This is a genomic window from Bradyrhizobium sp. SZCCHNS3052, from assembly GCF_032484495.1.
Lineage (GTDB): Bacteria > Pseudomonadota > Alphaproteobacteria > Rhizobiales > Xanthobacteraceae > Bradyrhizobium.
Map to the genome: position 1 here is coordinate 237,215 of NZ_JAUETB010000005.1, position 25,718 is coordinate 262,932.

24 protein-coding genes and 1 pseudogene are annotated in these 25,718 nt (G+C 66.7%); 9 read left to right on the forward strand and 16 right to left on the reverse strand.

Annotated features, from left to right (window positions below; genetic code table 11):
- Positions 1-51 precede the first annotated feature (51 nt).
- The 11 genes from QX073_RS19040 to QX073_RS19090 all read right to left on the reverse strand — a co-directional run bounded on the left by QX073_RS19040 (position 52) and on the right by QX073_RS19090 (position 12,442).
- Complete coding sequence (locus QX073_RS19040) at positions 52-1,491, reverse strand: nickel-dependent hydrogenase large subunit (protein WP_316226174.1); 1,440 nt, start codon at positions 1,489-1,491, stop codon at positions 52-54.
- Positions 1,488-2,504 (reverse strand): HupU protein, encoded by a 1,017-nt coding sequence (locus tag QX073_RS19045; RefSeq protein WP_316166182.1) that lies wholly within the window; start codon positions 2,502-2,504, stop codon positions 1,488-1,490. The genes QX073_RS19040 and QX073_RS19045 overlap by 4 nt, the downstream gene beginning before the upstream one ends.
- Positions 2,505-2,519: 15 nt before the next feature.
- On the reverse strand, positions 2,520-3,641 hold the full coding sequence (locus QX073_RS19050) for a HoxN/HupN/NixA family nickel/cobalt transporter (protein ID WP_315752367.1): 1,122 nt from the start codon (positions 3,639-3,641) through the stop codon (positions 2,520-2,522).
- 176 nt (positions 3,642-3,817) lie between these two features.
- Positions 3,818-5,134, reverse strand: a complete 1,317-nt coding sequence (locus QX073_RS19055; RefSeq protein ID WP_316226175.1) for a trypsin-like serine protease — start codon at positions 5,132-5,134, stop codon at positions 3,818-3,820.
- A gap of 147 nt (positions 5,135-5,281) precedes the next feature.
- On the reverse strand, positions 5,282-5,989 hold the full coding sequence (gene phoB / locus QX073_RS19060; RefSeq protein WP_315713503.1) for a phosphate regulon transcriptional regulator PhoB: 708 nt from the start codon (positions 5,987-5,989) through the stop codon (positions 5,282-5,284).
- Between the two features lie 16 nt (positions 5,990-6,005).
- Complete coding sequence (gene phoU, locus QX073_RS19065) at positions 6,006-6,722, reverse strand: phosphate signaling complex protein PhoU (protein ID WP_315713504.1); 717 nt, start codon at positions 6,720-6,722, stop codon at positions 6,006-6,008.
- A gap of 30 nt (positions 6,723-6,752) precedes the next feature.
- Positions 6,753-7,574: a phosphate ABC transporter ATP-binding protein PstB gene (gene pstB, locus QX073_RS19070; protein ID WP_315713505.1), complete on the reverse strand. Its 822-nt coding sequence runs from the start codon at positions 7,572-7,574 to the stop codon at positions 6,753-6,755.
- Positions 7,571-8,452 carry a phosphate ABC transporter permease PstA gene (gene pstA / locus QX073_RS19075; protein WP_315713506.1) on the reverse strand — a complete coding sequence of 294 codons (882 nt, stop codon included), beginning with the start codon at positions 8,450-8,452 and terminating at the stop codon, positions 7,571-7,573. The genes pstB and pstA overlap by 4 nt, the downstream gene beginning before the upstream one ends.
- A 3-nt stretch (positions 8,453-8,455) precedes the next feature.
- Positions 8,456-9,454 (reverse strand): phosphate ABC transporter permease subunit PstC, encoded by a 999-nt coding sequence (gene pstC / locus QX073_RS19080; RefSeq protein ID WP_315736700.1) that lies wholly within the window; start codon positions 9,452-9,454, stop codon positions 8,456-8,458.
- A gap of 97 nt (positions 9,455-9,551) precedes the next feature.
- Entirely contained in the window at positions 9,552-10,562 is a 1,011-nt protein-coding gene (pstS, locus tag QX073_RS19085; protein WP_316184064.1) for a phosphate ABC transporter substrate-binding protein PstS, read from the reverse strand.
- 950 nt (positions 10,563-11,512) lie between these two features.
- The gene (locus QX073_RS19090) at positions 11,513-12,442 is read right to left on the reverse strand and encodes a LysR family transcriptional regulator (protein ID WP_316174293.1); all 930 of its coding nucleotides are present in this window, start codon (positions 12,440-12,442) and stop codon (positions 11,513-11,515) included.
- Positions 12,443-12,559: 117 nt separating this feature from the next.
- Between QX073_RS19090 and QX073_RS19095 the strand changes: the two genes are divergently transcribed.
- The 9 genes and pseudogenes from QX073_RS19095 (at position 12,560) to QX073_RS19135 (ending at position 21,017) form a co-directional block, all read left to right on the forward strand.
- On the forward strand, positions 12,560-12,886 hold the full coding sequence (locus QX073_RS19095) for a Dabb family protein (protein ID WP_316226176.1): 327 nt from the start codon (positions 12,560-12,562) through the stop codon (positions 12,884-12,886).
- 68 nt (positions 12,887-12,954) lie between these two features.
- Positions 12,955-13,857, forward strand: a pseudogene (locus QX073_RS19100) (NAD(P)-dependent oxidoreductase); the annotation flags it as partial.
- Positions 13,858-13,870: 13 nt separating this feature from the next.
- A complete protein-coding gene (locus QX073_RS19105) occupies positions 13,871-14,755 on the forward strand; it encodes an intradiol ring-cleavage dioxygenase (RefSeq protein WP_316226177.1) in 885 nt (294 codons plus the stop codon).
- A 63-nt stretch (positions 14,756-14,818) separates the two neighbouring features.
- Complete coding sequence (locus QX073_RS19110; protein WP_316226178.1) at positions 14,819-16,213, forward strand: FAD-linked oxidase C-terminal domain-containing protein; 1,395 nt, start codon at positions 14,819-14,821, stop codon at positions 16,211-16,213.
- Positions 16,210-17,733 (forward strand): sugar ABC transporter ATP-binding protein, encoded by a 1,524-nt coding sequence (locus tag QX073_RS19115; protein ID WP_316226179.1) that lies wholly within the window; start codon positions 16,210-16,212, stop codon positions 17,731-17,733. Before QX073_RS19110 ends, QX073_RS19115 begins: the two co-directional genes overlap by 4 nt.
- On the forward strand, positions 17,726-18,676 hold the full coding sequence (locus tag QX073_RS19120) for an ABC transporter permease (protein WP_316165905.1): 951 nt from the start codon (positions 17,726-17,728) through the stop codon (positions 18,674-18,676). The genes QX073_RS19115 and QX073_RS19120 overlap by 8 nt, the downstream gene beginning before the upstream one ends.
- On the forward strand, positions 18,673-19,650 hold the full coding sequence (locus QX073_RS19125) for an ABC transporter permease (RefSeq protein WP_316169848.1): 978 nt from the start codon (positions 18,673-18,675) through the stop codon (positions 19,648-19,650). The genes QX073_RS19120 and QX073_RS19125 overlap by 4 nt, the downstream gene beginning before the upstream one ends.
- A gap of 38 nt (positions 19,651-19,688) precedes the next feature.
- Complete coding sequence (locus QX073_RS19130) at positions 19,689-20,663, forward strand: sugar ABC transporter substrate-binding protein (RefSeq protein ID WP_315752360.1); 975 nt, start codon at positions 19,689-19,691, stop codon at positions 20,661-20,663.
- A gap of 66 nt (positions 20,664-20,729) precedes the next feature.
- Entirely contained in the window at positions 20,730-21,017 is a 288-nt protein-coding gene (locus QX073_RS19135; RefSeq protein ID WP_315752359.1) for a YciI family protein, read from the forward strand.
- 156 nt (positions 21,018-21,173) lie between these two features.
- Here the strand turns inward: QX073_RS19135 and QX073_RS19140 are convergent, their stop codons facing one another.
- The 5 genes from QX073_RS19140 to QX073_RS19160 all read right to left on the reverse strand — a co-directional run bounded on the left by QX073_RS19140 (position 21,174) and on the right by QX073_RS19160 (position 25,713).
- Positions 21,174-22,067 carry an NAD(P)-dependent oxidoreductase gene (locus QX073_RS19140; protein ID WP_315752358.1) on the reverse strand — a complete coding sequence of 298 codons (894 nt, stop codon included), beginning with the start codon at positions 22,065-22,067 and terminating at the stop codon, positions 21,174-21,176.
- Complete coding sequence (locus QX073_RS19145; RefSeq protein ID WP_315713518.1) at positions 22,064-22,468, reverse strand: carboxymuconolactone decarboxylase family protein; 405 nt, start codon at positions 22,466-22,468, stop codon at positions 22,064-22,066. Before QX073_RS19145 ends, QX073_RS19140 begins: the two co-directional genes overlap by 4 nt.
- Before the next feature lie 210 nt (positions 22,469-22,678).
- Positions 22,679-24,139 (reverse strand): aldehyde dehydrogenase family protein, encoded by a 1,461-nt coding sequence (locus tag QX073_RS19150; protein WP_316184072.1) that lies wholly within the window; start codon positions 24,137-24,139, stop codon positions 22,679-22,681.
- A 360-nt stretch (positions 24,140-24,499) separates the two neighbouring features.
- Entirely contained in the window at positions 24,500-25,477 is a 978-nt protein-coding gene (locus QX073_RS19155; RefSeq protein WP_316226180.1) for a HEAT repeat domain-containing protein, read from the reverse strand.
- Positions 25,478-25,479: 2 nt separating this feature from the next.
- Positions 25,480-25,713 (reverse strand): ferredoxin family protein, encoded by a 234-nt coding sequence (locus QX073_RS19160; RefSeq protein WP_006609939.1) that lies wholly within the window; start codon positions 25,711-25,713, stop codon positions 25,480-25,482.
- Positions 25,714-25,718 lie beyond the last annotated feature (5 nt).

Consider the following 25,718-nt stretch of genomic DNA (forward strand, 5'->3'; position numbering starts at 1 on the left):
TTTGCACCGACAAGCTTGTTTCCGCTTGCTGCCTGCCTGTGTGCAGCGCGCTCAATGGGCCGTGCAGACCATGCAGGGATCGAACGACCGCACGACGTGCTGAATGCCGACCGCACGCGCGCCGGCAGTGCCGACCTCGGTGCCGACCAGCGCCTGTTCGAGCGGGCCCGCTACCCCATCCGCGTCGCGCGGAGAGAAATTCCAGCTCGTCGGCGCGATGATCTGATAACGCTCGATCCGGCCGGAGCGCACCGCGAGCCAGTGGCCGAGGCTGCCGCGCGCAGCTTCCACGAGCCCGACGAAATTGCCGTCGACCGCGCTGGCGCTGTTTTCGCAAAACGGCTCGTTGAGACGCAATGCCTTGATCCAGTGCTCGATCGACAGCGCGAGCTGCGCGGTTTCGATCAGCCGGGCGATGACACGATTGCGGACATTGCTGCGACCGCTCGCGAGCAGCGCGGTGATCAACGGCTGACCGTCGATGGCCTGCCTTGCGAGAGCGCCGACCTCGACCGGTTCTCCCGCGAGACGCGGCGCCTTGCACCAGCTATAGGCGTCGGCTTTGTCGGCATCGGGCACGGTGCGGCTCTCGGCCGGATCGAGCGACGTATCGTGCATCCAGGCGTGCGAGACGTCCTCGGTGATGCCGTCCGACGGCAAAGCCTGGACCTCGCCACTGCTCGTGCGGACGCCAGCGCGAAAACGAGCCCCATTGAAGTCGTGATACGCGCCGAAGCTCATCAAGAGACCGGGTCCGCTTCCGAGGTCGGCCAGCGCGAGCGCATCGGCCAGCCGAAGGAAATGCGCGAAGTCGCCGGCGCGGCCCTCCCGCCAACGGTCGAGCTCGTCCGATGTCGACAAGGCGAGCACGTTCTCCAGCTTGTCGGCAAACACGACGCGTTCAAGGAAGCCGCGAAACGACGCCGCGATCGCGTTGAGCCGCACGCGCTCGCCGAGCTCGATCGCGCGCGTCGTCCCGCCTGGCTGGAAGGCGAGACTGTGCGGCCATTTGCCGGCGATCAGGCCCATGATCTCGAGCAGCCGCGCGCGGGCAGGCAACGCATCGCGGGCCGCGCTGCCCTTCGTGGCCGCGAAGCGCTCGGCCGTAGCCGAATGCCAGGCATGCGAGGCGTAGACGTCGCGGGCGAAGTCCGGCATGAAGAAGATGTAGAAATGCGTCAGATGGTCGGCTGCGTTCTCGGCCGCGTGCGCGATGTTGGCCGCGAGGACGCCGTTTGGCGCTGCCGCAATACCCATGGCCTGGCGCAACGCCGCGGCGGCGGCGATCGATTGCGACACCGAGCAGATGCCGCAGATTCGCGGTGCGATCACCAGGGCGTCCAGCGGCGGCCGCCCCTCCAGGATCTGCTCGAAGCCGCGATAGAGCGGCGCCGTCACCTCCGCCCTGGTGACGCGGCCGCTCTCGATATCGAGCCTGACCTCGAGATCGCCTTCGACACGATTGAACGGTCCGACCGTGATCCGCGTCATGGACGGCGCTTGTCGCCGGCACGGCCCGGCGGCACCACGACGTGATCCGCCGTCGCATTAACTCGGACGCGACGCGGCGTGGCCGATTTCGACAGCGCTGCGAGCGCGACGAACCAGGCCTTGGGCATGTCGGTCGGAAGCCCCACGGGAATGCCGGCGAGCTTGGCCGTCTGCAGATAGTTCTGCGCGCTCTCGAAGCCCGGCGAGGTGCAGGCGATGCAGGCGTAGCCGCCCTTGGTGCAGGAGCCGCCGCCGTTCCACGAGCGCTGATTGCAATCGCCGACCGCTTGCGTTGCGCGGCAGCCGAGATGCTCCATCAGGCAGCCGCGCTCCGACATCGTCTCCGCGCTCGCCTTGAACTCGTAAAACTCGTTGCGCGAGCAGCCGTGATGAGCCAGGTGATTGGCGATGAAGGTCGGACGGCCGACCGCGTCGAGGCCGTCTGCCGTCAGATCGCCCGAGGTGAGCGCCAGCAGGCTTTCCATCATCCAACCCGGATGCGGCGCACAGCCTGCGACGTTGATCACCGGCAGCCCGCGTTTCGAGCGAAAGCCCGCGCCGAGCGCGCCGCCGACGTCGCTGCCCTCGAACTGCAATCCGACCGCATCGGTCGGGTTGATGCCGGCAGCAGGAATGCCGCCATAAGCGGCGCAACTGCCGACGGCAACGACGTAGTCGGCCAGCGGCGCCAGATCGAGCAGCCAGTGATAGATCGAGCGGTTGGTGCCGGCGAGCATGTTGAAGCGGCCGGTCAGACCAGGTCCGCGCGCCACCGAGCCTTCGAGCACCAGCAGATCGAGCCGCTCGCGGCCGTCGCGGATCGCCTCCAACAGCTCCACGACCTCGTCCCCTGTCTGCTCGCTGACGGAGGGATGCCATACCAGATCGATGCCGGATTGGCGCAGCTCGTCGAACCAGCCGGACGCGCCGCTTTCCAGGATCGACATCGTGCAGCCGCCGCAGCTCGCACCCTGCAGCCATAGCATCCTGATCGTTCCCTCAGAGCCGACCATCATAAGGCCCCGCTCCTAGCCCGTCTTAAGCGTTCCGCTTCGTATCACCGGCGGGTTTAGCGCCCCCGCATGAACACTGGCAAGCGCTTCCCCGGGGATAGCCTCGGAACCGCGCTGGCTGCGACCGAGCAGCATGGCGACCGCCCAGATCAGTCCGAACAGGCCAATCGCGACGATCCCGAGATTGGCGACATCGTCGCCCAGCGCGGTGGCGACCCCCGTCCATCCCCCGGTCAGGCCAAGCCGCGGCGCCAACAGCGTGATCGCCTCGAAGCCGCCGATCACCAGCGCGATGGCAACGGATGCGCCGGTGATCACGAGGTTATAGCGCAGCTTGCGTGCGGGATCGGTCAGCGCCCAGCGATAGGCGCCCGCCATCAGCATGCTGTCGGCGGTGTCGACGGTGGCCATCGCAGCCGCGAACAGCGCCGGAAACACCAGGACATGGGCGAGGCTCGCGCCGCGCGCTGCCTCGGTTGCCGACAGGCTGAGAAGCCCGATCTCGCTCGCAGTGTCGAAGCCGAGACCGAACAGGAAACCGAGCGGATACATGTGCCAGGCGCGTCCCACCAGGCGGAGCACCGGGCGCAGCAGGCGGATGAGGATGCCCCGTCCGGAGCTTCCGGCGGTTTCCATCTCGGACTGCGGCTGTGCGGCGCGGCGCCAGAGGTTCACGAACAGAATGAGGTTCGCCAACGCGATCAGCAGCAGGAAGCCGGCCGACACCGACGTGCCGATGACGCCGCCGATCGCCCTGATCGCGCTCTCTTCATCCAGGAGGTCGGCGCCGGCGATGAGGCTCACGACGATGGTGGCGATGACGACGACGCTGGAATGGCCGAGCGCAAAATACAGGCCGGCGGCGCGCGGGGCGCTACCGTCCTGCACCAGCTTCCGCACGACGTTGTCGATCGCCGCGATGTGATCCGCATCGACCGCATGGCGCAGTCCGAGCAGCCAGGCCAGCATCGCGGTGCCGACGATGGCGGGCCGGTCGGCGTAGAGCGCGAACGCCCAGGCCCAGGCGAGCGCGTTGGCGGCGACCAGCCCGCCGACGAGCGCAACGTTGCGGCCGGGCTGCGATCGCCACCACAGCAGCCGAGGGGCACGAGGATGATCAATTTGAACAATCGTCATACTCGGACTATAGCAAGAGCCAGGCCAGTTCGGTAAAGCCCCCCGCTGCAGGCAAAAACTGCAGGAAAACGTGGGCGGCCCTTCCCGGATTGCCCTCTCGCTTGGCAACCCGCTATCCAGTCACGCACAGATCATGACCAGCGGCGGGACATCTTCTTCTCTCGCCCCTCCTTCGCTCACCGCATCGAGGCACTCTGTGCCGTGATCTCGCGCCGCACGACCGCCTCGAACTGGCTCGCGGGGGCGGCGAACATCAGCCGGGTCTCCTCGTGGAACGCCGAGAAGATGCCGACCACGGCCGGCTGTCCGCCGACGTCGGCCATGATGGGGGAGCCCGAATAGCCGAAATTGGCGAGGCAATGCACCGTCAGCAGCATCCCGTCCTTGGTCATGCCGGCGCTGCAATTGCGCTGGCCGGTCGGCGAATAGCGCCGCTCCTGGCCATAGCCGATCTCGGAGATGGTTCCGGCCGTGGTCGCAGCCTGCAATTCCTCGCGCGTCAGCGCCCTGACCTCAACCGGCTTCGACGGCAGCGCGTCCTTCAGCACGATCAGTGCCCAATCGGCGGGCGAGCGGTCGAGCGACCACCTGTCGTGCCGGGTCGGGACGAAATCAGGCGCCACGATCAGCTTGTCGGCGACCGACGATGCCGCCGGCGTGCCCCTGTTCATGCCGGCCAGGAAGCGGACGTTGCCGGGGCTGACCTGCGCCACGCCGTTGAACACGCAATGCGCCGCGGTGAGCACGACGCGCGGCGCGACCAGCGTGCCGGTGCACCAGCCGCCGGTCGAGTATTGCGCGACGGTGACGACGCCGATCGACGACGCCGGCCACGAGGTGGGATCGACGACCTCGCCGATGTGGCGGTCGAGCCCGAGCAGTTGCTCCGGACGCGGAGCGGCGATGCCGGCCTCCGCCGATTCCGGCTTCGGCCGCCAGGCCGCAATGGCACTCTGGGCCTGGACGCGCTGCGGCTCGGTCAACTTGACCCGCTGCACGTCGCGGCCGGCCGATCGCACGCCGCTACGGCCCGCCATCACCAGCCAGGCATAGCCCTGCACGACGTCCTGTTTCACACCGCGGCCGTCGAGCAGCATCAGGCCGAGCATGTATTGCGACTGGGCGAAGCCCTGCGCCGCGGCGCGGCTGAACCAGCGGCCGGCTTCGCCGTAATTGCTCGCAACACCTTCGCCGTTGACGTAGGCGATGCCGAGATAGTGTTGCGCGACAGCGAGCCCCTGATCGGCGGCCTTGCGGTACCACGCCAGCGCCTCGGCGGGGTTGCGCGGTTGGCCCCAGCCGAAGGCGTGCATGAAGCCGACGTCGAACTGCGCCCGCGCATCGCCCTTGGCGGCCAGCGGCAGCAGCCGTCGCATCGCCGCCGCATGCTGCCCGTTGCCTGCCGCCGCGACCGCGTCTTCGAGCTCGGCGGCCGTGGCGCCCGCCGCGCCGCCGAGCAGCACGGCAAGAGATATGATGATGGTCTTGATCAAGGGCGTCCGCTGGGACCGAAACATCGTGACGGGCCACGAAGCAGACACGATCAAGACGGCGGCGGCGTGGCGGAAAGCGGACCGCGATCTCCTCAATCGGGCCGCCTCGCGTCTCACACCTGCTGCGTCCTCACGCCCGATCGCCCCTTACACCTGCTCGCTCTTGGCGAAGCGATCATCGAGCGCATAACCGGCGCCGCGCACGGTGCGGATCGGGTCCTGCTCGCGGCCGGGATTGAGCAGCTTGCGCAGGCGGCCGATATGGACGTCGACGGTGCGCTCGTCGATGTAGATGTCGCGGCCCCAGACACTGTCGAGCAGCTGCTCGCGGCTGAACACGCGGCCGGGATGCTCCAGGAAGAACTCGAGCAGGCGGTATTCGGTCGGGCCGAGATCGATCGGCCTACCAGAGCGCGCCACGCGGCGCTTCTCGCGGTCGAGCTCGATGTCGCCATAGGACAGCACGGTCGCCAGCCGCTCCGGACTCGCCCGCCGCAGCAGGCCTTTCACCCGCGCCAGAAGCTCCGGCACCGAGAACGGCTTGACGATGTAGTCGTCGGCGCCGGTCGCGAGGCCGCGCACGCGCTCGCTCTCCTCGCCGCGTGCGGTGAGCATGATGATCGGCAACTGCCGGGTCTCGGTCCGCGCCCGCAGGCGGCGGCACAGCTCGATGCCGGACAGGCCCGGCAGCATCCAGTCGAGCACGACGAGATCGGGAACACGCTCCTTCAGGCGCGTGTCGGCCTCGTCGCCGCGCGCCACGGTCTCGACCTCGTAGCCTTCGGCCTCGAGGTTGTAGCGCAGCAGCGTCGTCAGCGCCTCCTCGTCCTCCACCACCAGAATTCGGGCGCCCATGTCTGAACCGTCTCTCTCAGTTGCCGGGGATCGTCGATGCGAAGCTCGTCATGTCGCCCTTCGGGCGCTTGTCCATGATCTGCTGGCCTTCGATCATATAGAACACCGTCTCGGCGATGTTGGTCGCGTGATCGCCGATGCGCTCGATGTTCTTGGCGCAGAACATCAGGTGGATGCAGAACGAGATGTTGCGCGGATCCTCCATCATGTAGGTCAGGAGCTCGCGAAACAGCGAGGTGCAGATGGCATCGACTTCCTCATCGCCCTTCCACACCGTCATCGCCGCCGGCAAATCGTGCGCGGCATAGGCGTCCAGCACCGTCTTGACCTGCGACTGCACGAGATCGGTCATGTGCTCGAGCCCGCGGATCAGCTTCAGCGGATGGAAGTCGCTCTCCAGCGCCGCGACGCGCTTGCCGATGTTCTTGGCGAGATCGCCGATACGCTCCAGATCGGTCGCCACGCGCATCGCGCCGACGATCTCACGCAGGTCGACCGCCATCGGCTGTCGCCGGGCGATGGTAAGAACGGCGCGCTCCTCGATGATGCGTTGCAGCTTGTCGACCTCGGCGTCGGTGGCGACCACCTTCTGGCCGAGCGCGATGTCGCGTCGCACCAGCGCATCGACGGAATCGACGATCAGCCGCTCGGCGAGGCCGCCCATCTCCGATACCAGACGGGTGAGGTCCTGCAGATCGCTGTCGAACGCCTTGGCGGTATGTTCACTGGCCATGATGATCTCCTGAAGACAATGTCGTCGGCGTCAGCCGAACCGGCCGGTGATGTAATCCTGGGTCCGCCGATCGCTCGGCGAGGTGAAGATCTTGCTGGTGTCGTCGAACTCGATCAGCTCGCCGAGATACATGAAGGCGGTCTTGTCGGAGACGCGCGCCGCCTGCTGCATGTTATGCGTCACGATGGCGATCGTATAGTTTTCGGCGAGTTCCTGGATCAGCTCCTCGACCTTGGCGGTCGAGATCGGATCGAGCGCCGAGCACGGCTCGTCGAACAGGATCACCTCCGGCCGGACCGCCACGGTACGCGCGATGCACAGCCGCTGCTGCTGGCCGCCGGACAGCGACAGGCCCGAGGCGTTGAGCTTGTCCTTGACCTCGTTCCACAACGCGCCGCCGCGCAGCGCCTTCTCGACCCGGTCGTCCATCTCCGACTTGGAGATCTTCTCATAGAGGCGGATGCCGAAGGCGATGTTCTCGTAGATCGTCATCGGGAACGGCGTCGGCTTCTGGAACACCATGCCGACCCGGGCACGCAGCAGGTTCAGATCGAGCTTGGGATCGAGGATGTTGGTGTTGTCGAGCATCAGCTGCCCGGTCGCCCGCTGCCCCGGATAGAGATCGTACATCCGGTTGAAGATGCGCAGCAGCGTGGACTTGCCGCAGCCGGACGGGCCGATGAACGCGGTGACGCGGTTGGTGCCCAGCGACAGGTTGATGTTCTTCAGCGCATGATGGTCGCCGTAGTAGAAGTTGAGGTTGCGCGCGGTCACCTTGGCCGGCGCATCCGGAAGCGCCTTGCCGTGAAGAGCGTGATTGGGCTGACTGACGGAGACGGACAGTTCGGTCATTTGGTGTTCCTCTCGGCGCCGAGAATGCGTGCACCGATGTTCAGGGCGAGCACGGCCAGAGTGATGAGAAGGGCTCCGCTCCAGGCCAGTTGTTTCCAGTAGGCATAAGGGCTCTGGACGAAATTGTTGATGGTGACGGGCAGGTTCGCCATCGTCTTGGAAAGGTTGAGGCTCCAGAACTGGTTCGACAGCGCGGTGAACAGCAGAGGCGCGGTCTCGCCGGCGACGCGGGCGGTCGCCAGCAGCACGCCGGTGATGAGGCCCGAGCGCGCCGCCCGATAGGCGATGCGGCGGATCACCAGCGAGCGCGGCAGGCCGAGCGCAGACGCCGCCTCGCGCAGCGGGTTGGGCACGAGCAGCAGCATGTCCTCGGTGGTGCGCAGCACCACCGGGATCACGATGACCGCCAATGCAAGGGAACCCGCGAGTGCCGAGAAGCCGCCCATCGGCACCACGACCGCACCATAGATGAACAGGCCGATGATGATCGAGGGCGCCGACAGCAGGATGTCGTTGATGAAGCGGATCACCGAGGTCAGGCGGTCGTTGCGGCCGTATTCGGCGAGATAGGTGCCGGCAAACAGGCCGAGCGGCGCGCCGATGCCGACGCCGATGATCGTCATGATCAAGGAGCCGACGATGGCGTTGCGCAGGCCGCCTTCGCTGGAGCCGGGCGGTGGCGTGTCGGCGGCAAAAACCTGCAGGCTGAGGCCGGCGAGTCCGTTATAGAACAGCGTGAACAGGATCAGCGCCAGCCAGGTGACGCCGAACATCGCGGCGGCAACGCAGAGGCCGCGGATCACGATGTCTCTGCGGCGCCGGCGCGCATAGATCGGATTGACCGGCGCATCGAGTGTAAGCGTGTCAGCGCTGGACATGGCTTATTTTCCCGCCTTGGCTTCGAGCCGCATGAGCATCAGCCGCGCGCTCGCCAGCACGAAGAACGTGAGCACGAACAGCAGCAGGCCGAGCAGGATCAGGCTCGACTGGTGCAGCCCGTCGCTCTCCTGGAATTCGGAGGCGATGGCGGCCGAGATCGTGGTGCCCGGTGCGAAGATCGAGGATGAGATACGGAACGAGTTGCCGATGATGAAGGTCACCGCCATCGTTTCGCCGAGCGCACGCCCCAGCGCCAGCATGACGCCGCCGATCACGCCGACACGGGTGTAGGGAATGACGACGCTGCGCACGACCTCCCAGGTGGTGCAGCCGACCCCGTAGGCGGCTTCCTTCAGCACCGGCGGGACCGTCTTGAACACGTCGACCGAGATCGAGGTGATGAACGGCAGCACCATGATCGCCAGGATCAGCGAGGCGTTGAACAGGCTGAGATAGGACGGCGGACCCGCGAAGATGTCCTGCAGCACGGGGATGCCGGCGCAGAGATTGATCATGAACGGCTGGAACGTATAGGCCAGGAACGGCCCCAGCACGAAGAAGCCCCACATGCCGTAGATGATCGAAGGAATGCCGGCGAGCAGCTCGATGGCAAGTCCGATCGGACGGCGCAGCCATTGCGGGCACAGCTCGGTGAGGAAGATCGCAATGCCCAGACCGACCGGAATGGCGATCAGCATCGCGATGAAGGACGTGACCAAGGTACCGTAGATCGGGCCGAGCGCCCCGAGCACCGGCGGATCGGCCGACGGCGCCCAGCGCCGCGTCCACAGGAATTCGAAGCCATATTCTCTCATGGCCGGCCATGCGCCGACGATGAGCGACAGGATGATGCCGCCCAGGATCAACAGGACGGAGATCGCGGACAGCCGCGTGATCCAATAGAAGGTCACGTCGCCGAGCTTGAAGGCGTTGAGCGCGCGTGCCCGGTCATAGGGTCCGGCAGCAGCCGCGATATCGCTGACTTCGGTCTGAACCGCCATCTCTGCCAATTCTGCCCCCTGTTCCTTGGACACGCCTCAACCCCGGTAGCGCCCCTCCCCCGGAGGCCGGGAGAGGGGGATTTTCGATACGTCCGGATCAGCTCTTGATGTCGGCCGACCAGGTCTTCTCGATCAGCTTCACGACGCTGTCGGGCATCGGGATGTAGTCGAGCTCCTCAGCCATCTTGGCGCCCTTCTCGAACGACCACTTGAAGAACTTGATGGCTTCGCCGGACGCCGCCTTGTCGGCCGGCTCCTTGTGCATCAGGATGAAGGTCGCCGCCGTCATCGGCCAGGACTTGTCGCCGGGCTGGTTGGCGAGGATCACGTAGTAGCCGGGGGCCTTGGCCCAGTCGGCATTCGCGGCCGCGGCCTGGAAGGCCTCGACGGTCGGCTGCACGGTCTTGCCGGCCTTGTTGATCATGCCGGTGTAGGTGAGCTTGTTCTGCTTGGCATAGGCGTACTCGACATAGCCGATCGAGTTCTTGGTCTGGCCGATGTTGCCGGACACACCCTCATTGCCCTTGGCGCCGACACCGACCGGCCACTCGACGGCGGTGTTGAAGCCGATCTTGCTCTTCCAGTCGGCGCTGACCTCGGAGAGGTAGTAGGTGAAGTTGAAGGTCGTGCCCGAACCGTCGGAGCGGCGCACCACGGCAATCGCGTCGGACGGCAGCTTGACGTTGGGGTTCAGCTTCTTGATCGCGGCGTCATCCCACTTGGTGATCTTGCCAAGATAGATGTTGGCGAGCGTCTCGCCGTCCAGCACCATCTCGCCCGGCTTCACGCCCTCGAGGTTGACGACGGGCACGATGCCGCCCATCACCATCGGCCACTGCACCAGGCCGTCCTTCTCGAGCTGCTCGGCCTTGAGCGGCGCGTCGGTGGCGCCGAAGGTCACGGTCTTAGCCTGGATCTGCTTGATGCCGCCGCCGGAACCGATCGACTGGTAGTTCAGACCGTTGCCGGTTTCCTTCTTGTAGGCGTCAGCCCACTTGGAATAGATGGGGAACGGGAACGTCGCGCCCGCACCGGTGATGTCGGCAGCGAACGCCGACGTCGATGCGGCGACCAAGCCGGCAGCGACGATAGCTTTGACGAAATTCATAGCTGGTCTCCATGCTTGGGAAGCGAAGCGCCATCTGCGCCCGATTGCGCTTCCCCGGCCGCTTTAGGGGGCCTCGGTGTGGCTTTTATAAAGGTTCGATGACAGTCGGATGACAGTCACAAGCCGTTGATAATTCTTGATATTTAGATTTTGATCCGAGTTTTTACGGATCGAGGGCGGTCGTTCGGGGGAGGCATCGCCCCTGGCCTTTCGCGAGCATCGCTCAATCAAGATGGGCCTCCTTTGCCCGCGTCGCCCGCCGCACCTTTCGGTGTCGTCCCGGCCTTGCGCAGGGACCCATAGCCACCGGCGGATGTGGCTGGGCGGGGTCGGTCGACCATCGTGCCTCGCACGCCTCCCTGGGGTTATCGGTCCCGGATCGGCGCACGCGGTGCGCGCTTGTCCGGGACGACGCCATGAGGATTGGGTTGGCGCCGTCGGCCAACGAGACACGATCTCGCCGTCTCGCGGCTGGTGAGACCCGAGTGATGCATTCGTCGTGTCCCTCTGAACAACGAGAGGGCGCGAGGAAGGCCGGACCTCGGCTGAGGCCCGTGGCCCGCCTGCTCAAAAGAATGCAGGCGGCAGGTACCACAGGTACAGCCGGACAGACCCGGCCTTCCCCGCGCGACGGTGTTAACGGTGTCCTTCGTGCTCTCCCTGGGGATCGGCGTTCTTGCCCCCATCGCCCGCGCGTGCCGTCAAGCAACGACCACGGACTTGACCTCAGCATCGAGAGGCCAGGACCACACGACTTCGCCGTCCGTGCCGCCTGCGCTCGTCTGGCACAGCCGTCACGTCCATCGCAGCCCGCCTCCACGTTCGTGACGACGCGTACGTCCCTCTGCTCGAGGCGGGTTGCACGCAAGAGACCACGATTTCCGAAAAATAGCAAGGTAATTATTTTTCTCAGAACATGATCCGCCCTCCCCCCGCACGCGGGCATCGGCTCAATCCGGCTTGGGCGGCTCGATCCAGATCCCCGGGTCGGAATGGGCGCGGATATGGTCGACGAGGAAATCGGCGAACACCCTGATCTTGGCCGGAAGCCTGACGCGGTTCTGGTAGGCGATGTTCATCGTCAAGAGCGGCAGCTCCCAGTCGAGCAGGACCGGCACCAGCCTGCCGGCCAGAATGTCGCTCTGCACGATGTAGAGCGGCTGGATCAGGATGCCGAGCCCGGCAAGCGCCGCCCCCTTGATCACCTGGCCGTCGTTGCTGTCGAGCGTCGGCGCGATCCGAATGCTCTGGGCTGTCGCGCCGTTGCGCAGGGACAGGGAATACGGATCATTGGCAAGATTGTAGATCAGCATGTCGTGGCGCACGAGATCACCGGGAACGACGGGACAGCCACGGCTCGCGAGATAGGACGGCGCCGCCGCCAGCACGCGCCGCATCTGCCCGATGCGACGGACGACGATGCCCGAGTCCGGCTCATGCTCGCGGGTGCGGATCGCCACGTCGATGCCCGCCTCAATGAAATCCGGATAGCGGTTGGCGGCGATGATCTGCAGGTTCAGCTTCGGATACATCGCGCGGAACGCCGGCAGCATCGGCGCGAGATAGATCGTCGCGAACGACAGCGAGCTGGTGACGCGCAGCATGCCCTGCGGCGACAGCGCGCGATCGCTGACGGCATCCTCGGCCTCGGCCAGCTCGTTGAGCAGCGTGCCGCAGCGCTGCAGCAGCTCCTGCCCGGCTTCGGTCAGCCAGAGACGGCGCGTGTTGCGCTCGATCAGGCGCACCGCGAGCCGTTCCTCCAGCGCGCTGAGATGCCGGCTCGCCGCGGCGTTGGACATCCGTAAGGACTCGGCGGCCTTGGACAGGCTGCCCAGCTCGGCCGTCCGGGAAAACACCTCGAGCTGGAGCAGACGGTCCATTGTTACGCTGAGCGGAAAACAGAGTTACAATTTTTGTCCTTTATTTCCATTTCCTGCAAGGCAAAATCGTCCGACAAGAACAAAGCCCAAGAACAAAGCTCAGGTGAGGACGCTGGAATGACGGGGCCGATCAGGCACATCGTGATGTGGCGGCTGGGCGCCGAGACGGCCGCCGAGCGCGCGGCGGCCCGGCTCAAGGTCAAAACCCTGTTCGAGGGCCTCAAGGGCCGCATCGACGGCCTGACCCACATCGAGGTCGGTCTCGATGTCAGCGACGTCGACTATGCCTGCGACGTCGTCCTGTTCTCCGAATTTGCCAGCAGCGCCGCGCTGCGGGCCTATGCCTCGCATCCCGAGCACCTGCGCGTGCGCGAGGAGCTCGGCGACCTCAGGATCGGTCGCTTCCAGGTCGATTATCCCATCGCTGCAGCGCCCCGCGCGTGACGGGGGCGTTCACCTTCGACGGCCTGCCCGGACGCGGGCCCGGCACGTGAAGCAAGCAACGGACGGCATCGATGTCATTTCCTGATAAGCGCCTCGCCTTCATCGGCATCGGCAAGATCGGCCTGCCGATCGCGGCGCGGCTTGCCAAGGCCGGCTATGACGTCACCGCGTTCGATCCCAACGCCGCCCGGCTCGATGAGGCACGTGCGCTCGGCATGGCCGCCGCGTCGTGCGCGACGGAGGCGGTGCGCGACCATGCCGTGGTCATCTCGTCGCTGCCCGACGACGCCGCACTGCGCGCGGCGATGCTCGGCAGCAACGGACTGATCGCAGCCATGGCGACCGACGCGATCCTGATCGAGACCAGCACCGTGGGCGTCGATGCGTCGAGCGAGGTCGATGCCGCCACGGCCGCCCGCGACGTCGCTTATCTGCGCACGCCGATCTCCGGCAATGCCAGCATCGCCCACACCGGCGAGCTGACCTGCTTCGTATCCGGACCGAAAGCGGCCTTCGCGCGGATCACGCCGCTGCTGGCAAGCTTCACACGCGCGCAGACCTATCTGGGTGCGGCGGAAGAGGCACGCTACGCCAAGCTCGCCGTCAACCTGATGATCGCGACGACCGCGGCGATGATGGCCGAGAGCCTCGCATTGGCACGCAAGGGCGGCATCGCCTGGCCGGACATCCTGCAGGTGCTGCACGACAGCGCGGTCGCCTCGCCGATGGTGAAGTACAAGACCGCGCCGCTGCTGGCACGCGACTTTGCCGCGACGTTCTCCTGCGCGCAGATGGCCAAGGATCTCGATCTCATTCTCGGCGCCGGCCACGCCGTCGGCGTGCCGCTGCAGCTCGCGGCGCAGGTGCGCGAGACCTATGCCGCGCTGATCGCACAGGGCGATGCCGCAACCGACTTCCTCGCCACCGTCCGGCATGTCGAACGGCTGTCCGGGCTCGGCGAGCCCCTCTGAAAGGAGCCGCCTCTTGCGCAACTTCAACGAGACCACGATCACAGATGCCGTGCTCGAACGCCTGGCGGGCGCGCGTGATGCGCGGATCAAACAGGTCAGCGCGGCGCTGGTGCGCCATCTCCATGCCTTCGTGCGCGAGGTCCGTCCGACCCAGCAGGAATGGGAATACGGGATCGACTTTCTGACCCGCACCGGCCAGATGTGCGACGACAAGCGCCAGGAGTTCATCCTGTTGTCGGACACGCTCGGCGTTTCGATGCTGGTCGACGCCATCAATCATCCGGTGCCGGAAGGCGCCACCGAGACCACGGTGCTCGGCCCCTTCTTCGTCCAGGCTGCACCGGAACGCGCCAACGGCGACGACATCTCGGGGCCGATGAAAGGCGATCCGCTGCTGGTGACCGGCTCGGTGTCGAGCGCGGACGGCGCGCCGCTCGCAGGCGCCGTGGTCAACGTCTGGCACTCCGACGACGACGGCTATTACGACGTGCAACGGCTCGAGCAGATCGGCGATCTCGCCATGCGCGCGCGCTTCCACACCGACGGCGACGGCCGCTTCCATTTCTGGTCGATCAAGCCCGCCGCCTATCCGATCCCCAATGACGGGCCGGTCGGCGACATGCTGGCAGCGCAGGGACGGCATCCGTGGCGGCCGGCACATGTGCATTTCATGATCTCGGCGCCGGGATTCGAACGGCTGGTGACGCATGTGTTCGTCGCCGGTGATCAGTATCTCGATTCCGACGTCGTGTTCGGCGTCAAGGACAGCCTGATCCGCGACTTCGCGCGCTGCCCGCCGGGTCGTGCGCCAGATGGCCGCATGGTGGCGCAGGGATATTTCCATCTCAACTATGATTTCGGCCTGAAACGGCTTGCGGCGCGCGCCAATCGGGTTTGAGCTGAGCGGACGACAAGGACCGTCAAGAGTCCGGTATCGTCGAGGAAGCGGACGGGAGGAATGATGGAGTTGCGGGTCGGCACCGGTGCATTGGCCGAGCGGCTTTCGAGCCTGATCGGGCCACGCGCGAGTCTTGCGCGCGGCGTGCTGGATCAGCACGGCCGGAGCGAGTCGTACTATCCGGCGATGCCGCCCGACATCGTCGTGTTTCCCGAGACGACGCAGGAGGTCGCCGACATCGTCAGGCTGTGCGCCGAGGCCGGCATGCCGATCGTGCCGTTCGGCGCCGGCACGTCGCTCGAAGGCAACGCTGCGGCTGTCGCGGGTGGGGTCTGTTTCGACTTCGCCCGCATGAACAAGGTGCTGGCCGTGCACGACGCCGACATGGACGTCGTGGTGCAGCCCGGCATCACGCGCAAGCAGCTCAATGCGGAGCTGCGCACGACCGGCCTGTTCTTTCCGATCGATCCCGGCGCGGACGCCTCGATCGGCGGCATGAGTTCGACCCGCGCCTCCGGCACCATGGCGGTGCGCTACGGCACCATGAAGGACAACGTCCTCGCATTGGAGGTGGTTCTGGCCGACGGCAGGGTGATCCGCACCGCGAAGCGTGCGCGCAAATCCGCCGCCGGCTACGACCTGACCCGGCTGTTCGTTGGCGCGGAGGGGACGCTCGGGGTGATCACCGAGATCACGCTGAAGCTGCATCCCGTGCCGCAGGCGATCTCGGCCGCGACCTGCAGCTTCCCGACCCTGCATGACGCGGTCGACACCGCGATCGCGCTGATCCAGTCGGCCGTCCCCGCCGCCCGCATCGAGCTCGTCGACGACGTCATGATGCGCGGCATCAACGCCTATTCCAAGCTCGGCTATCGGGAGACGCCGACCCTGTTCCTGGAATTCCACGGCTCCGAGGCCGCCGTCGCCGAGCAGGCGCAGACCGCCGAGGCGATCGCGACCGAGCATGGCGGCCGCGGCTTCGCCTGGGCGAAGGCGGCCGAGGACCGCAGCCGGCTGTGGCACGCGCGCGACAATACGCTGTACGCCGGCCTCGGCCTGCGGCCCGGCGCGCGCGCCGTCATCACCGATGTCTGCGTGCCGATCTCACGGCTGGCCGAATGCCTGACCGAGACGCGCCGGGACGCCGACAGCAACGGCTTCGTTGCGCCGATCGTCGGCCATGTCGGCGACGGCAACTTCCACATGCTGATCCTGGTCGATCCCAACGATGAGAACGAGCTCGCCGGCGCCAAGGCGCTGCAGGCGCGCATGGTGGCGCGCGCGATCGCGATGGACGGCACCTGCACCGGCGAGCACGGCATCGGCCTCGGCAAGGTCGACTATCTCCGGGACGAGCTCGGCGAGGCCGTCGCGGTAATGCGCGCCATCAAGGCCGCGCTCGATCCCGGCGGCCTGATGAATCCGGGCAAGATCTTTGCCGGCGGAGCGCACGCATGACCGCCGCAGCCGCCATTGCAGCTCCATCGCCCGCGCCGCTGCTGGAGCTCTGCGGCATCAGCAAGTCGTTTCCCGGCGTCAAGGCGCTGGACGACGTCTCGTTCGCCATCTACCCGGGCGAGGTCCACATGCTGCTCGGCGAGAACGGCGCCGGCAAGTCCAGCCTGATGAAGGTGCTGTGCGGCGCCTACAGCGCCGATGCGGGCGAGATCACCTACAAGGGCGAGAAGGTCGAGATATCATCGACGGCCGACGCGCAGAAGCTCGGCATCGCCGTCATCTTCCAGGAATTCTCGCTGGTGCCGTTCCTCGACATCGCGCAGAACATCTATCTCGGCCGCGAACCCAGAGGCCGGCTCCCCGGCACCATCGATCGCCGCAAGATCCTGGCCGACGCCAAGCGCGTGCTCGACAGCATCGGTTTCGACATCGATCCCTCTGTCATCGTCGACACGCTCGGCGTCGCGCAGCAGCAGATGGTCGAGATTGCGAAAGCGATCAGCCAGAATGCGCGGATCCTGGTGATGGACGAACCGACGGCGGCGCTGTCCGACCGCGAGGCGGAGCTGCTGTTCGCGCTGATCAGGCGGCTGAAGGCGGACGGCGTCGCCATCGTCTACATCTCGCACCGCATGGCCGAGGTGTTCGCGCTCGGCGACCGCATCACCGTGCTGCGCGACGGCCGCCGCATCGACGATATCAGGCCCGCCGACGTCACCCCCGACCAGCTCGTGCGCATGATGGTCGGGCGCAATATCGACATGAGCTATCCACGCCATTTCGCGGCAACGCCCGGCGAGCTCGTGCTCGAGGTCAGGGGACTGAGCGCGCCGACCGGCATTGCCGACATCAACATCGAGGTGCGGCGGGGCGAGATCGTCGGCCTGTGCGGCCTCGTCGGCTCCGGCCGCACCGAGGTGGCGCGCGCGATCTTCGGCGCCGATCCCGTCAGCGAAGGCGAGATCATCTTCGACGGCAGGCCGATCGCGGGCGAGCCCGACATCGCGGCCCGCCGCGGCATCGCGCTGATCCCCGAGAGCCGCAAGAGCGAGGGCCTGGCGCTGCTGCGCTCGGTCGGCGACAACCTCGTGGTCTCGGCGCTGAAGAAGCTGTTTCCCAGCGGGCTCTACGATCCCCGCGGCGCACAGCGCACGGCGGACGGGCTGATCCGGCAATTGCGCATCGTAACACCGAATGCGCGGCAGACGGTCGGCCTGCTCTCCGGCGGCAACCAGCAGAAGGTCGTGATCGGCAAGTGGCTGGCGGCAGGCGCCAGGCTGTTCATCTTCGACGAGCCGACGCGCGGCATCGACGTCGGCGCCAAGTCCGAGATCTTCGCGCTGATCGACCGGCTGGTCGCCGATGGCGCGGCCGCGCTGATGATCTCGTCCGAGCAGATCGAGATCTGCCACGTCTGCGACCGCGCCTATGTCATGCGCGAAGGCCGCATCGCCGGGCACCTGGCGCGCAGCGAGCTGACCGAGGAGAATATCGTGCGACTGGGGATGCATGATGAGTGACGCCACCATCGTCGCGCCGCTCCGAACGCTGCAGCGCATCCCGGGCGTGGCGATCGTGCTGGTACTGTTGATCGCGCTGTTCGGCGCGATCGCGCCGGGCTTCCTGTCGGCCGCGAACCTGTCCAACGTGCTGGTGCAGTCGACGATCCTGACCATGCTCGCGCTGCCGATGACCCTGATCATCATGACCGAAGGGCTCGACCTCTCGATGGGCGCGGTGCTGACGCTGACCTCGCTCTGCGTCGCCATCGTCTCGCTCGCGACCAAGTCCGTGCTGCTGGGCCTCGGCGCCGCGGTGCTGGTCGGCGCGGCGTTCGGCACCGTCAATGGCTGGCTGGTCGCGATCGTCGGGATTCCGCCGTTCGTGGCGACGCTCGCCACGCTCGGCATGGCGCAGGGCCTGTCGCTGATCGTGAGCGACGGCCAGAGCGTGGTCGGAATTCCCCACGGCGTGCGCGACATCTATTCGGCGACGCTGCTCGGCATCCCCGTGCCGATCGTGATGGGGCTTTTGACCTACGCTGCGTTTCACGGCCTGCTCTATCACACCAGGTTCGGCACCTACATCTTCGCGCTCGGCGGCAATCGCGAAGCGCTGCGCTATGCCGGCCTGTCGCCGACACGACTCCTGATCGCGGTCTACGCGATCGGCGGCACGATGGCGGGCATCGCCGGTCTGCTGATGACCGCGCGGATGAATTCGGGACATCCGACCGCAGGGCTCGGAATGGAGTTCGACGCCATCGCGGCGGTCGCGGTCGGCGGCACCTCGTTCGAGCGCGGCAATGGCTGGCTGCTCGGCACCGTGCTCGGCGTCGTCGCCGTCGGCGTGCTGCGCAACGGCCTCAATTTGGTGTCGCTGCCGTCCTCGGTGCAGGTCGCGAGCGTCGGCGCGCTGGTCATCATCGCGATGTTCCTCGACGGCCTGCGGAGCCGGTCATGACCGACATCGCCAAGGACACGCTGCCGCCGCCGCGCTCGCTCCTGTCGCAGAACGCCGCGCAGGTGTTCTATCGGATGCTCGCCGCGCTGCTGATCTGCGCGGCGCTGACCGTGCTGAGCGACTCCTTCCTCAGCCTCGGCAACATCCTCAACGTGCTCAGGCAGGCGAGCCTGACCTTCTTCATCGCCTCCGGCCTCACCCTGGTGGTGCTGACCGCCGGCCTCGATCTGTCGGTCGGCGCCAACGTTGCCTTGTCGGCGTGTCTCGCCGGCACCGTGATCCATCAGACCGGCTCGCCCGCACTCGGGATCCTGACCGGGCTGCTCGCCGGCGGCAGCGTCGGCTTCCTCAATGGCTTCATGGTCACGGCGCTGCGCATCCCCTCCTTCATCGCCACCTACGGCATGCTCTGGGTGCTGAACGGCGTCACCTACTGGTACATGGCGGGCGAGACGATCCACGGCTTTCCCGCGGGCTTCCGCCAGATCGGCAGCGGCTACCTGCTCGGGCTGCCGATCCCGGTCTATCTGCTGCTGGTGTTTCTCGCGATCGGATCGTTCTTCGCGCAACGCACGATCTGGGGCCAGGAGATCTACGCCATCGGCGCCAATCCGGTCGCGGCCCGGCTGTCCGGCATTCCGGTCGCGCGCCGGCTGCTACTCGTCTACACCGTCTCCGGCACCATGGCCGGGCTCGCCTCCATCATCTTCCTGTCGCGGCTCAACTCGGCCGAAGCCGACATCGGCGAGAGCCTGACCTTGCCGGCCATTGCCGCGGTGCTGATCGGCGGCACCTCGCTGTTCGGCGGCGTCGGCACGGTGTTCGGCACCTTCATCGGCGCCCTGATCCTGACGCTGGTGCTGAACGGCATGAACCTGCTCGCGATCAGCGCCAACTGGCAGCCGCTCGTCACCGGAATCATCGTGATCGTCGCCGTCTGGCTCGACATGAAGACCCGGCGCCGGGCGCAATGAACCTGGAAGACAACCAAAAAACGAGGGAAGGAAACGATATGCAACAACGGATCACGCGCTGTCTCGCTCTGTCACTTCTGATCGCCGCAGGCGCGACGCAGGCCCGCGCCGACGGCGAGACCATCGCCGTCTTCACCAAGAACCAGACCAATCCGTTCTTCCAGACGGTGCGCGTCGGCGCCGACAACATGGCGAAGGTCCTCAACGCCAAGATCCTGCACTACATCCCGACCAAGCCGGACTCGATCCCCGAGCAGCTCAGCCAGATCGAGGACGTCGTGGTGAAGAAGCCGAGCGCGATCGTGTTCACGCCGGTCGACTACAAGGCGATGGTGCCCGGGGTCGAGAAGATCAACGACGCCAAGATCCCCGTCGTCAACATCACCGACCGCTCCGCCGGCGGCAAGTTCGTCGCCTTCGTCGGCGCCGACGACTACAGCCTGGGCCTTGAGACCGGACGTTTCCTGCTCAAGACGCTCGGCGGCAAGGGCAACATCGTCATCATCGAAGGCGTCAAGGGCTCGCTGACCAATGTCGACCGCGTCCGCGGCTTCAACGACGCGCTCAAGGAGAACCCCGGCGCCAAGCTGCTGGCGTCGCAGCCCGGCAACTATCAGCGCCTGCAGGCCCTGCAGGTGATGGAGAACCTGATGCAGTCCAATGCGCAGATCGACGGCGTGCTCGCCGCCAACGACGCCATGGCGGTCGGCGCGATCGAGGCGCTGGACGGCGCCGGCCGCAAGGCGCAGGTGATCGGCATCAACGGCACCAAGGAGGCGATCGACGCCATCAAGTCCGGCAAGCTGCTCGCCAGCGGCGACTACAACGGCTTCGCCCAAGGCTGCCTCGGCACCATGATGGCCGTCCGCGCATTGCGCGGCCAGCCCGTCATCAACGAGATCGTGCTGAAGCCGACCGTCATCACCAAGGACAACTATCAGCCGTTCGACGTGACGCTGGAGCAGCGCACCTGCCCGAGCTTCGAGGATGCAGGCAAGCTCAGCGCGAAATAGGATCAGCCATCAGTCGGGAAGCAGGACGGCACGCAGCCGTCCTGCTTCACTTTGCGGAGAGAATTCATGCTGTTTGCGATTCACGCGCTCGACAAGCGGGACGCGCTGCCGGTCCGGCTTGCCAACTACGACGCGCACAAGGCCTATCTCGGCGACAGCGCCCGCCTGCCCGTCACCATCGTGATGTCCGGCCCGCTCGTCTCCGACGATGGTTCGACGATGATCGGAAGCCTGTTCCTGGTCGAGGCTCCCGGCCGCGCCGAGGTCGAAGCGTTCAACCGCGCCGACCCGTTTGCCGCGGCCGGGATCTGGGAGAAGGTGACGATCACCGGGTTCCTGCGGCGCCAGGGTTAATCCGACTGCGTCACGCGGATCTCAGCAGTTGCAGTTTCCGCCGTCACCCGGAATCTGGAAATTGTCAGGTGTGGACGCAAAACAATCGCGAGATCCCGGGTTCAAGGCCCGCGGCCTTGCCCCGGAATGACGGTGGTTGCGACGCAGTAGTACCAGTCACCCCTTCAGCTCGACGCCGGCCAGCGCCTCGCTCAGCTTCGCCAGCGCCGTGTGATCCTGCCCGGGTCCGAGCATCCCCTGCGCGCTGGCGCTGAGCTCGCGGCAGAGGTTGGAGAACGGCGCGGCGACGCCGGCTGCACGCGCGACCTCGAGCGCGATCGACAGGTCCTTCACCATCAGGTCGAGCCCGAAGCCGCTGTTGAATTGGCGCGACAGCACGAACTGCTTGAACTTCTTCTGCGTCGAGTTGTTCATGCCGGTCGAGGCGTTGAGCACGTCGGTCATCAGGCCGGGGTCGATGCCGAACTGCTGGCCGATCAGCAGCGCCTCGACGCCGATCAGGAAGCCACCGGCCGAGACGAGGTTGTTGAGCGCCTTCATCGCCTGGCCCGAGCCGAGGCCGCCGATGCGGTGGATCGTGGTGCCCATGGCGCGCAACAGCGGCTCGACGCGGTCAAGCGCGCCCGGCTCGCCGCCGGCCATGATCGCGAGCTCGCCGGTCACGGCGCGCGGCACGCCGCCACTGACCGGCGCATCGAGCATGGTGACGCCGAGCGGGGCGAGATCGGCGGCGATCGCCTGCGTCGCCGCCGGCGCGCCGGAGCTCATGTCGATGACGATGTGATCGCGCGTCAGGCCGGCGCGCAGCGCGCCGACGGCGTCCGCGACATGTTTGCTAGTCGGCAGCATCGTGATGATGACATCCGCCTGCCCCGCCGCGGCCGCGAGGTCGCCGGCCTCGACACCGCCGACCTTGGCGACGAACTCAGCAGCCCGCCCGGGCACGGCGTCATTGACGGCGACCGCAAAGCCGGCGCCGAGCAGGCGCGCGGCCATCGGCCAGCCCATGTTGCCGATGCCGACGAACAGGACCTTTTGCGGCGCGCTCATGCGCCGTCCTTCTTGGCGATGGCACCTTCCGCGACCAGCACCTCATGCGCGGCCTTGAACGCCTCGAGGCCCGCGGGAATGCCGCAATAGACGGTCGCGTGCAGCAGGATCTCCTTGATCTCGTCGACCGTGACGCCGTTGGTGAGCGCGCCCTTGACGTGCAGCTTCAGCTCGCTCGGCTTGCTGAGCGCGGTCAGCATCGCGAGATTGATGATGCTGCGGGTGCGGCGATCCAGTCCTGGCCGGGTCCAGGCATAGCCCCAGCACATTTCGGTGGTGATGTGCTGGAAGGCCATCATGAAGTCGTCGGCCTTGGCGAGGCTGCCATCGACATAGGCCGCGCCGAGCACCTCGCGGCGCACCTTCAGGCCCTTCTCGAACAGTTCTTTTTCGTCGCTCATCCACTCGTCTCCTTCTGCAAACCCTGATGTCATCTCGTTGTTTGCGCATGATCTCCGCGCAAACGCCTTCGGCGTTTGTCGCGAGGGAAAACCGGCTTCCACTTTCCCGGATCATGCTCTGGCGCCTCGCCGCGCGGACTGACAACAACAACGCCGGGCGGCATTGTCAGTGACGTCCACACGGCGGAATTGATCGGAGATGCGAATCCGCTAGCCGTGCTTGACGATCAGGGTCTTCATCGCGGCAAGCTCGTACAGCGCCTCGAAACCCTTCTCGCGGCCGTGTCCCGATTTCTTCATGCCGCCGAACGGCAGCTCGATGCCGCCGCCGGCGCCGTAGCCATTGACGAACATCTGGCCGACCTTGACCTTGCGCGCGACGCGCATCGCCCGCGAGCCGTCGCCCGACCAGACGCCGGCGACCAGGCCGAAATCGGTGGCGTTGGCGAGCCTGACGGCGTCGGCCTCGTCGTCGAACGGCATCGCCGCCAGCACCGGACCGAACACCTCCTCGCGCGCCAGCTCGGAGTCGCGCGCGACGTGCTGATACAGCGCCGGCGCCACATAGAAGCCCTCGCTCGGCACGCCCTCGGCGATCCTGCCGGTCGCCACGCGCCTGGCGCCGCCGCTTTCGGCACGCGCCAGCATGTTTTCGATCCGCGTCTTCTGGACCGCGCTGATGACCGGACCAAGATCGAGATCCATCTCCGGCGTGCCGGCCGTGATCTTCTCGAAGCGGAGCGTGAGGTCGGCCAGGAAGCGGTCCCAGATCGAACGCTCCACCAGAACGCGCGAGCCGGCCGAGCAGGTCTGGCCGGCGTTCTGCACGATCGCCGCGGCCACCGAGGTCAGCGCGGCATCGAGATCGGCGTCGGCGAACACGATCTGCGGCGACTTGCCGCCGAGTTCGAGCGTGCAGCCGATGTGGTTCCTCGCGGCCGCCGTCTGCACCAGCGTGCCGACCTCCGGGCTGCCGGTGAAGGAGATGAAATCGATGCCGTCATGCGCCGACAGCGCCGCACCTGCCTCCTCGCCAAGACCCGGCACGACATTGATCGCACCGGCCGGGAAGCCGGCTTCCGCCGCGAGCTCGGCAAGACGCAGCGGCACCAGACAGGCCTCCTCGGCCGGCTTGATCACGGTCGCGTTGCCCATCGCCAGCGCCGGCGCGACGGTGCGACCGAACATCTGGCCCGGATAGTTCCAGGGAATGATGTGGCCGGTGACGCCGAGCGGCTCGTACACCGTGGTGACGAAGAAGCCGTCGAGAAACGGGATGGTGTCGCCATGCACCTTGTCGGCGGCGCCGCCGTAATATTCGAAATAGCGCGCGACGGCGACGACGTCCGCCTTGGCCTGCTTCATCGGCTTGCCGGTATCGGCCGCTTCGAGCTTCGCGAGCTCCTCGGCATTGTCCTCGACCAGGCGGCCGAGCTTCGACAACAGGCGCCCGCGATCCACCGCGGCGAGCCGCCCCCACGGGCCTTCCAGCGCGCGGCGCGCCGCCGCCACGGCAAGATCGATGTCGGCCGCGTCACCGGCGGCAATCGAGGCGATCACCTGTCCGGTCGCCGGCGCCAGCATCGCAATGCTGCGGCCCGACTGCGCGGGCTGCCACTTGTTGTCGATGAAGACGCCCTTGGCGGCAGGCAGTTTGACATTGGCGTTCATGGCAGCTCTCCGACTTCCTTTGCAGCTCGTCCGCGGGTCATATCAGACCTCGGCACGGCGCATCCCCTCGCGGCCGCGCGACAGCCGGTCGGCAATGGAGGCGTGTCACCAGGGCCGGACTGACCGGCCCCTCTCTCCGTTTGCGCTGCAGCGGTCATGATGCCCGATGGATGCGTCCGACGTTTCTGTCAGACAATCCGGGAGCCGTCCAGAACGGGACGTGGGGCGCACGAGAACGTGCGGCGCGCGGCCCTGCGGGGCTCGCGCGCGATCGGCCGCGACATGATCGTCGCAAGGCTCGTCATCTGGCTGACCGCCCGGTCCGCCATGCGGTCGGGAACGCTCGTGGCCGGCGCGCGATTACGCGCCGGTTCTCGCCTTGCTCGCCGCGATCTGGTGCAGCGCCCATCTCGCATTCTTGCGCACGTCGGGATCGAGATCGTCGGCGACCAGCGCGAGGTACGGCTCGCCGTCGGGCGCAGCGATCTCGCCGAGCGCAGCCGCCGCCTCCTTGCGCAGATTGGCCTGCTCGTGGGTGATGCATTGGCCGATCGGCCGCACCGCATGCGGCACCTTCATGCGTCCGAGGCTGCGGATCGCCTTCAGGCGCACCTGCCAGAACTCATCCGCCAGGCAGGCGATCAACGGATCGGCGGCGACTGCACCATTGACGTTGAGCCCGAGCGTCTCGGCCGCCATCTCCCGCACCATCCAGTCGGAATCCTTGAGCGCGCGTGTGATGGTCTCCGCGGCGATCTTCATGTGCGAGAAGGCGAGCGCGCTGACCGCCGCGCGCCGGACATGCGCATCGGGATCACTGATCAGCGCCGTCAGCGCCGGAATCGACTCCTCGAGCTTGAGGAAGCCGATGACGCCGATCGCCTGCACGCGGACCGCGGCATCCGGATCCTGCAGCGCCTCCAGCGCCGGCTTGAGCGTGTCCTTGCGCCGCAGCTCCTTCAGCGCGCGCAACGCGCCCATCCGGACGAAGGCGTGGGAATGCTTCACCAGCGGCAGGATGGCGTCGGCCGAAGCGGGATCCTTGAACTCGGCGAGACTGTCGGCGGCTGCCGATGCGACGATCCGCTCGGGATCAACGAGCAATTGGACCAGCGCCTCCGCCGCCTCCGGCCCGTCGAACTCGCCGAGCGCCATGGCGACCTGCTGGCGCACGCCGGCGTCGGGATCGGCGACCATCTTCGCCAGATGCGCGACCGCGGCGGGATCGCCGGAATGTCCCAACGCGATGATCGCGACCCGCCGCTCCGCCGGATCGGCGGCGCCGAGCCGCTCGTCGGCGTCGTCGAGATCGTCGTAGGATTCGAACGGGCTCGACATGATCACCTCAACAGATAGGGAATGTTGACGGTGACGGCACCGGTCGGGCAATCCGCCTCGCAGGGCATGCAGTACCAGCATTCATCATAGGCCATGAAGGCCTTGCCGGTCATGTCGCTGATCCGGAGCACATCGAGCGGGCAGACGTCGACGCAGACCGTGCAGCCCTTGTCGGCGATGCATTTGGCGTCGTCAACGACGACCGGGACCGACGTCTGATAGGTCGCAAGAGGCATGTCTC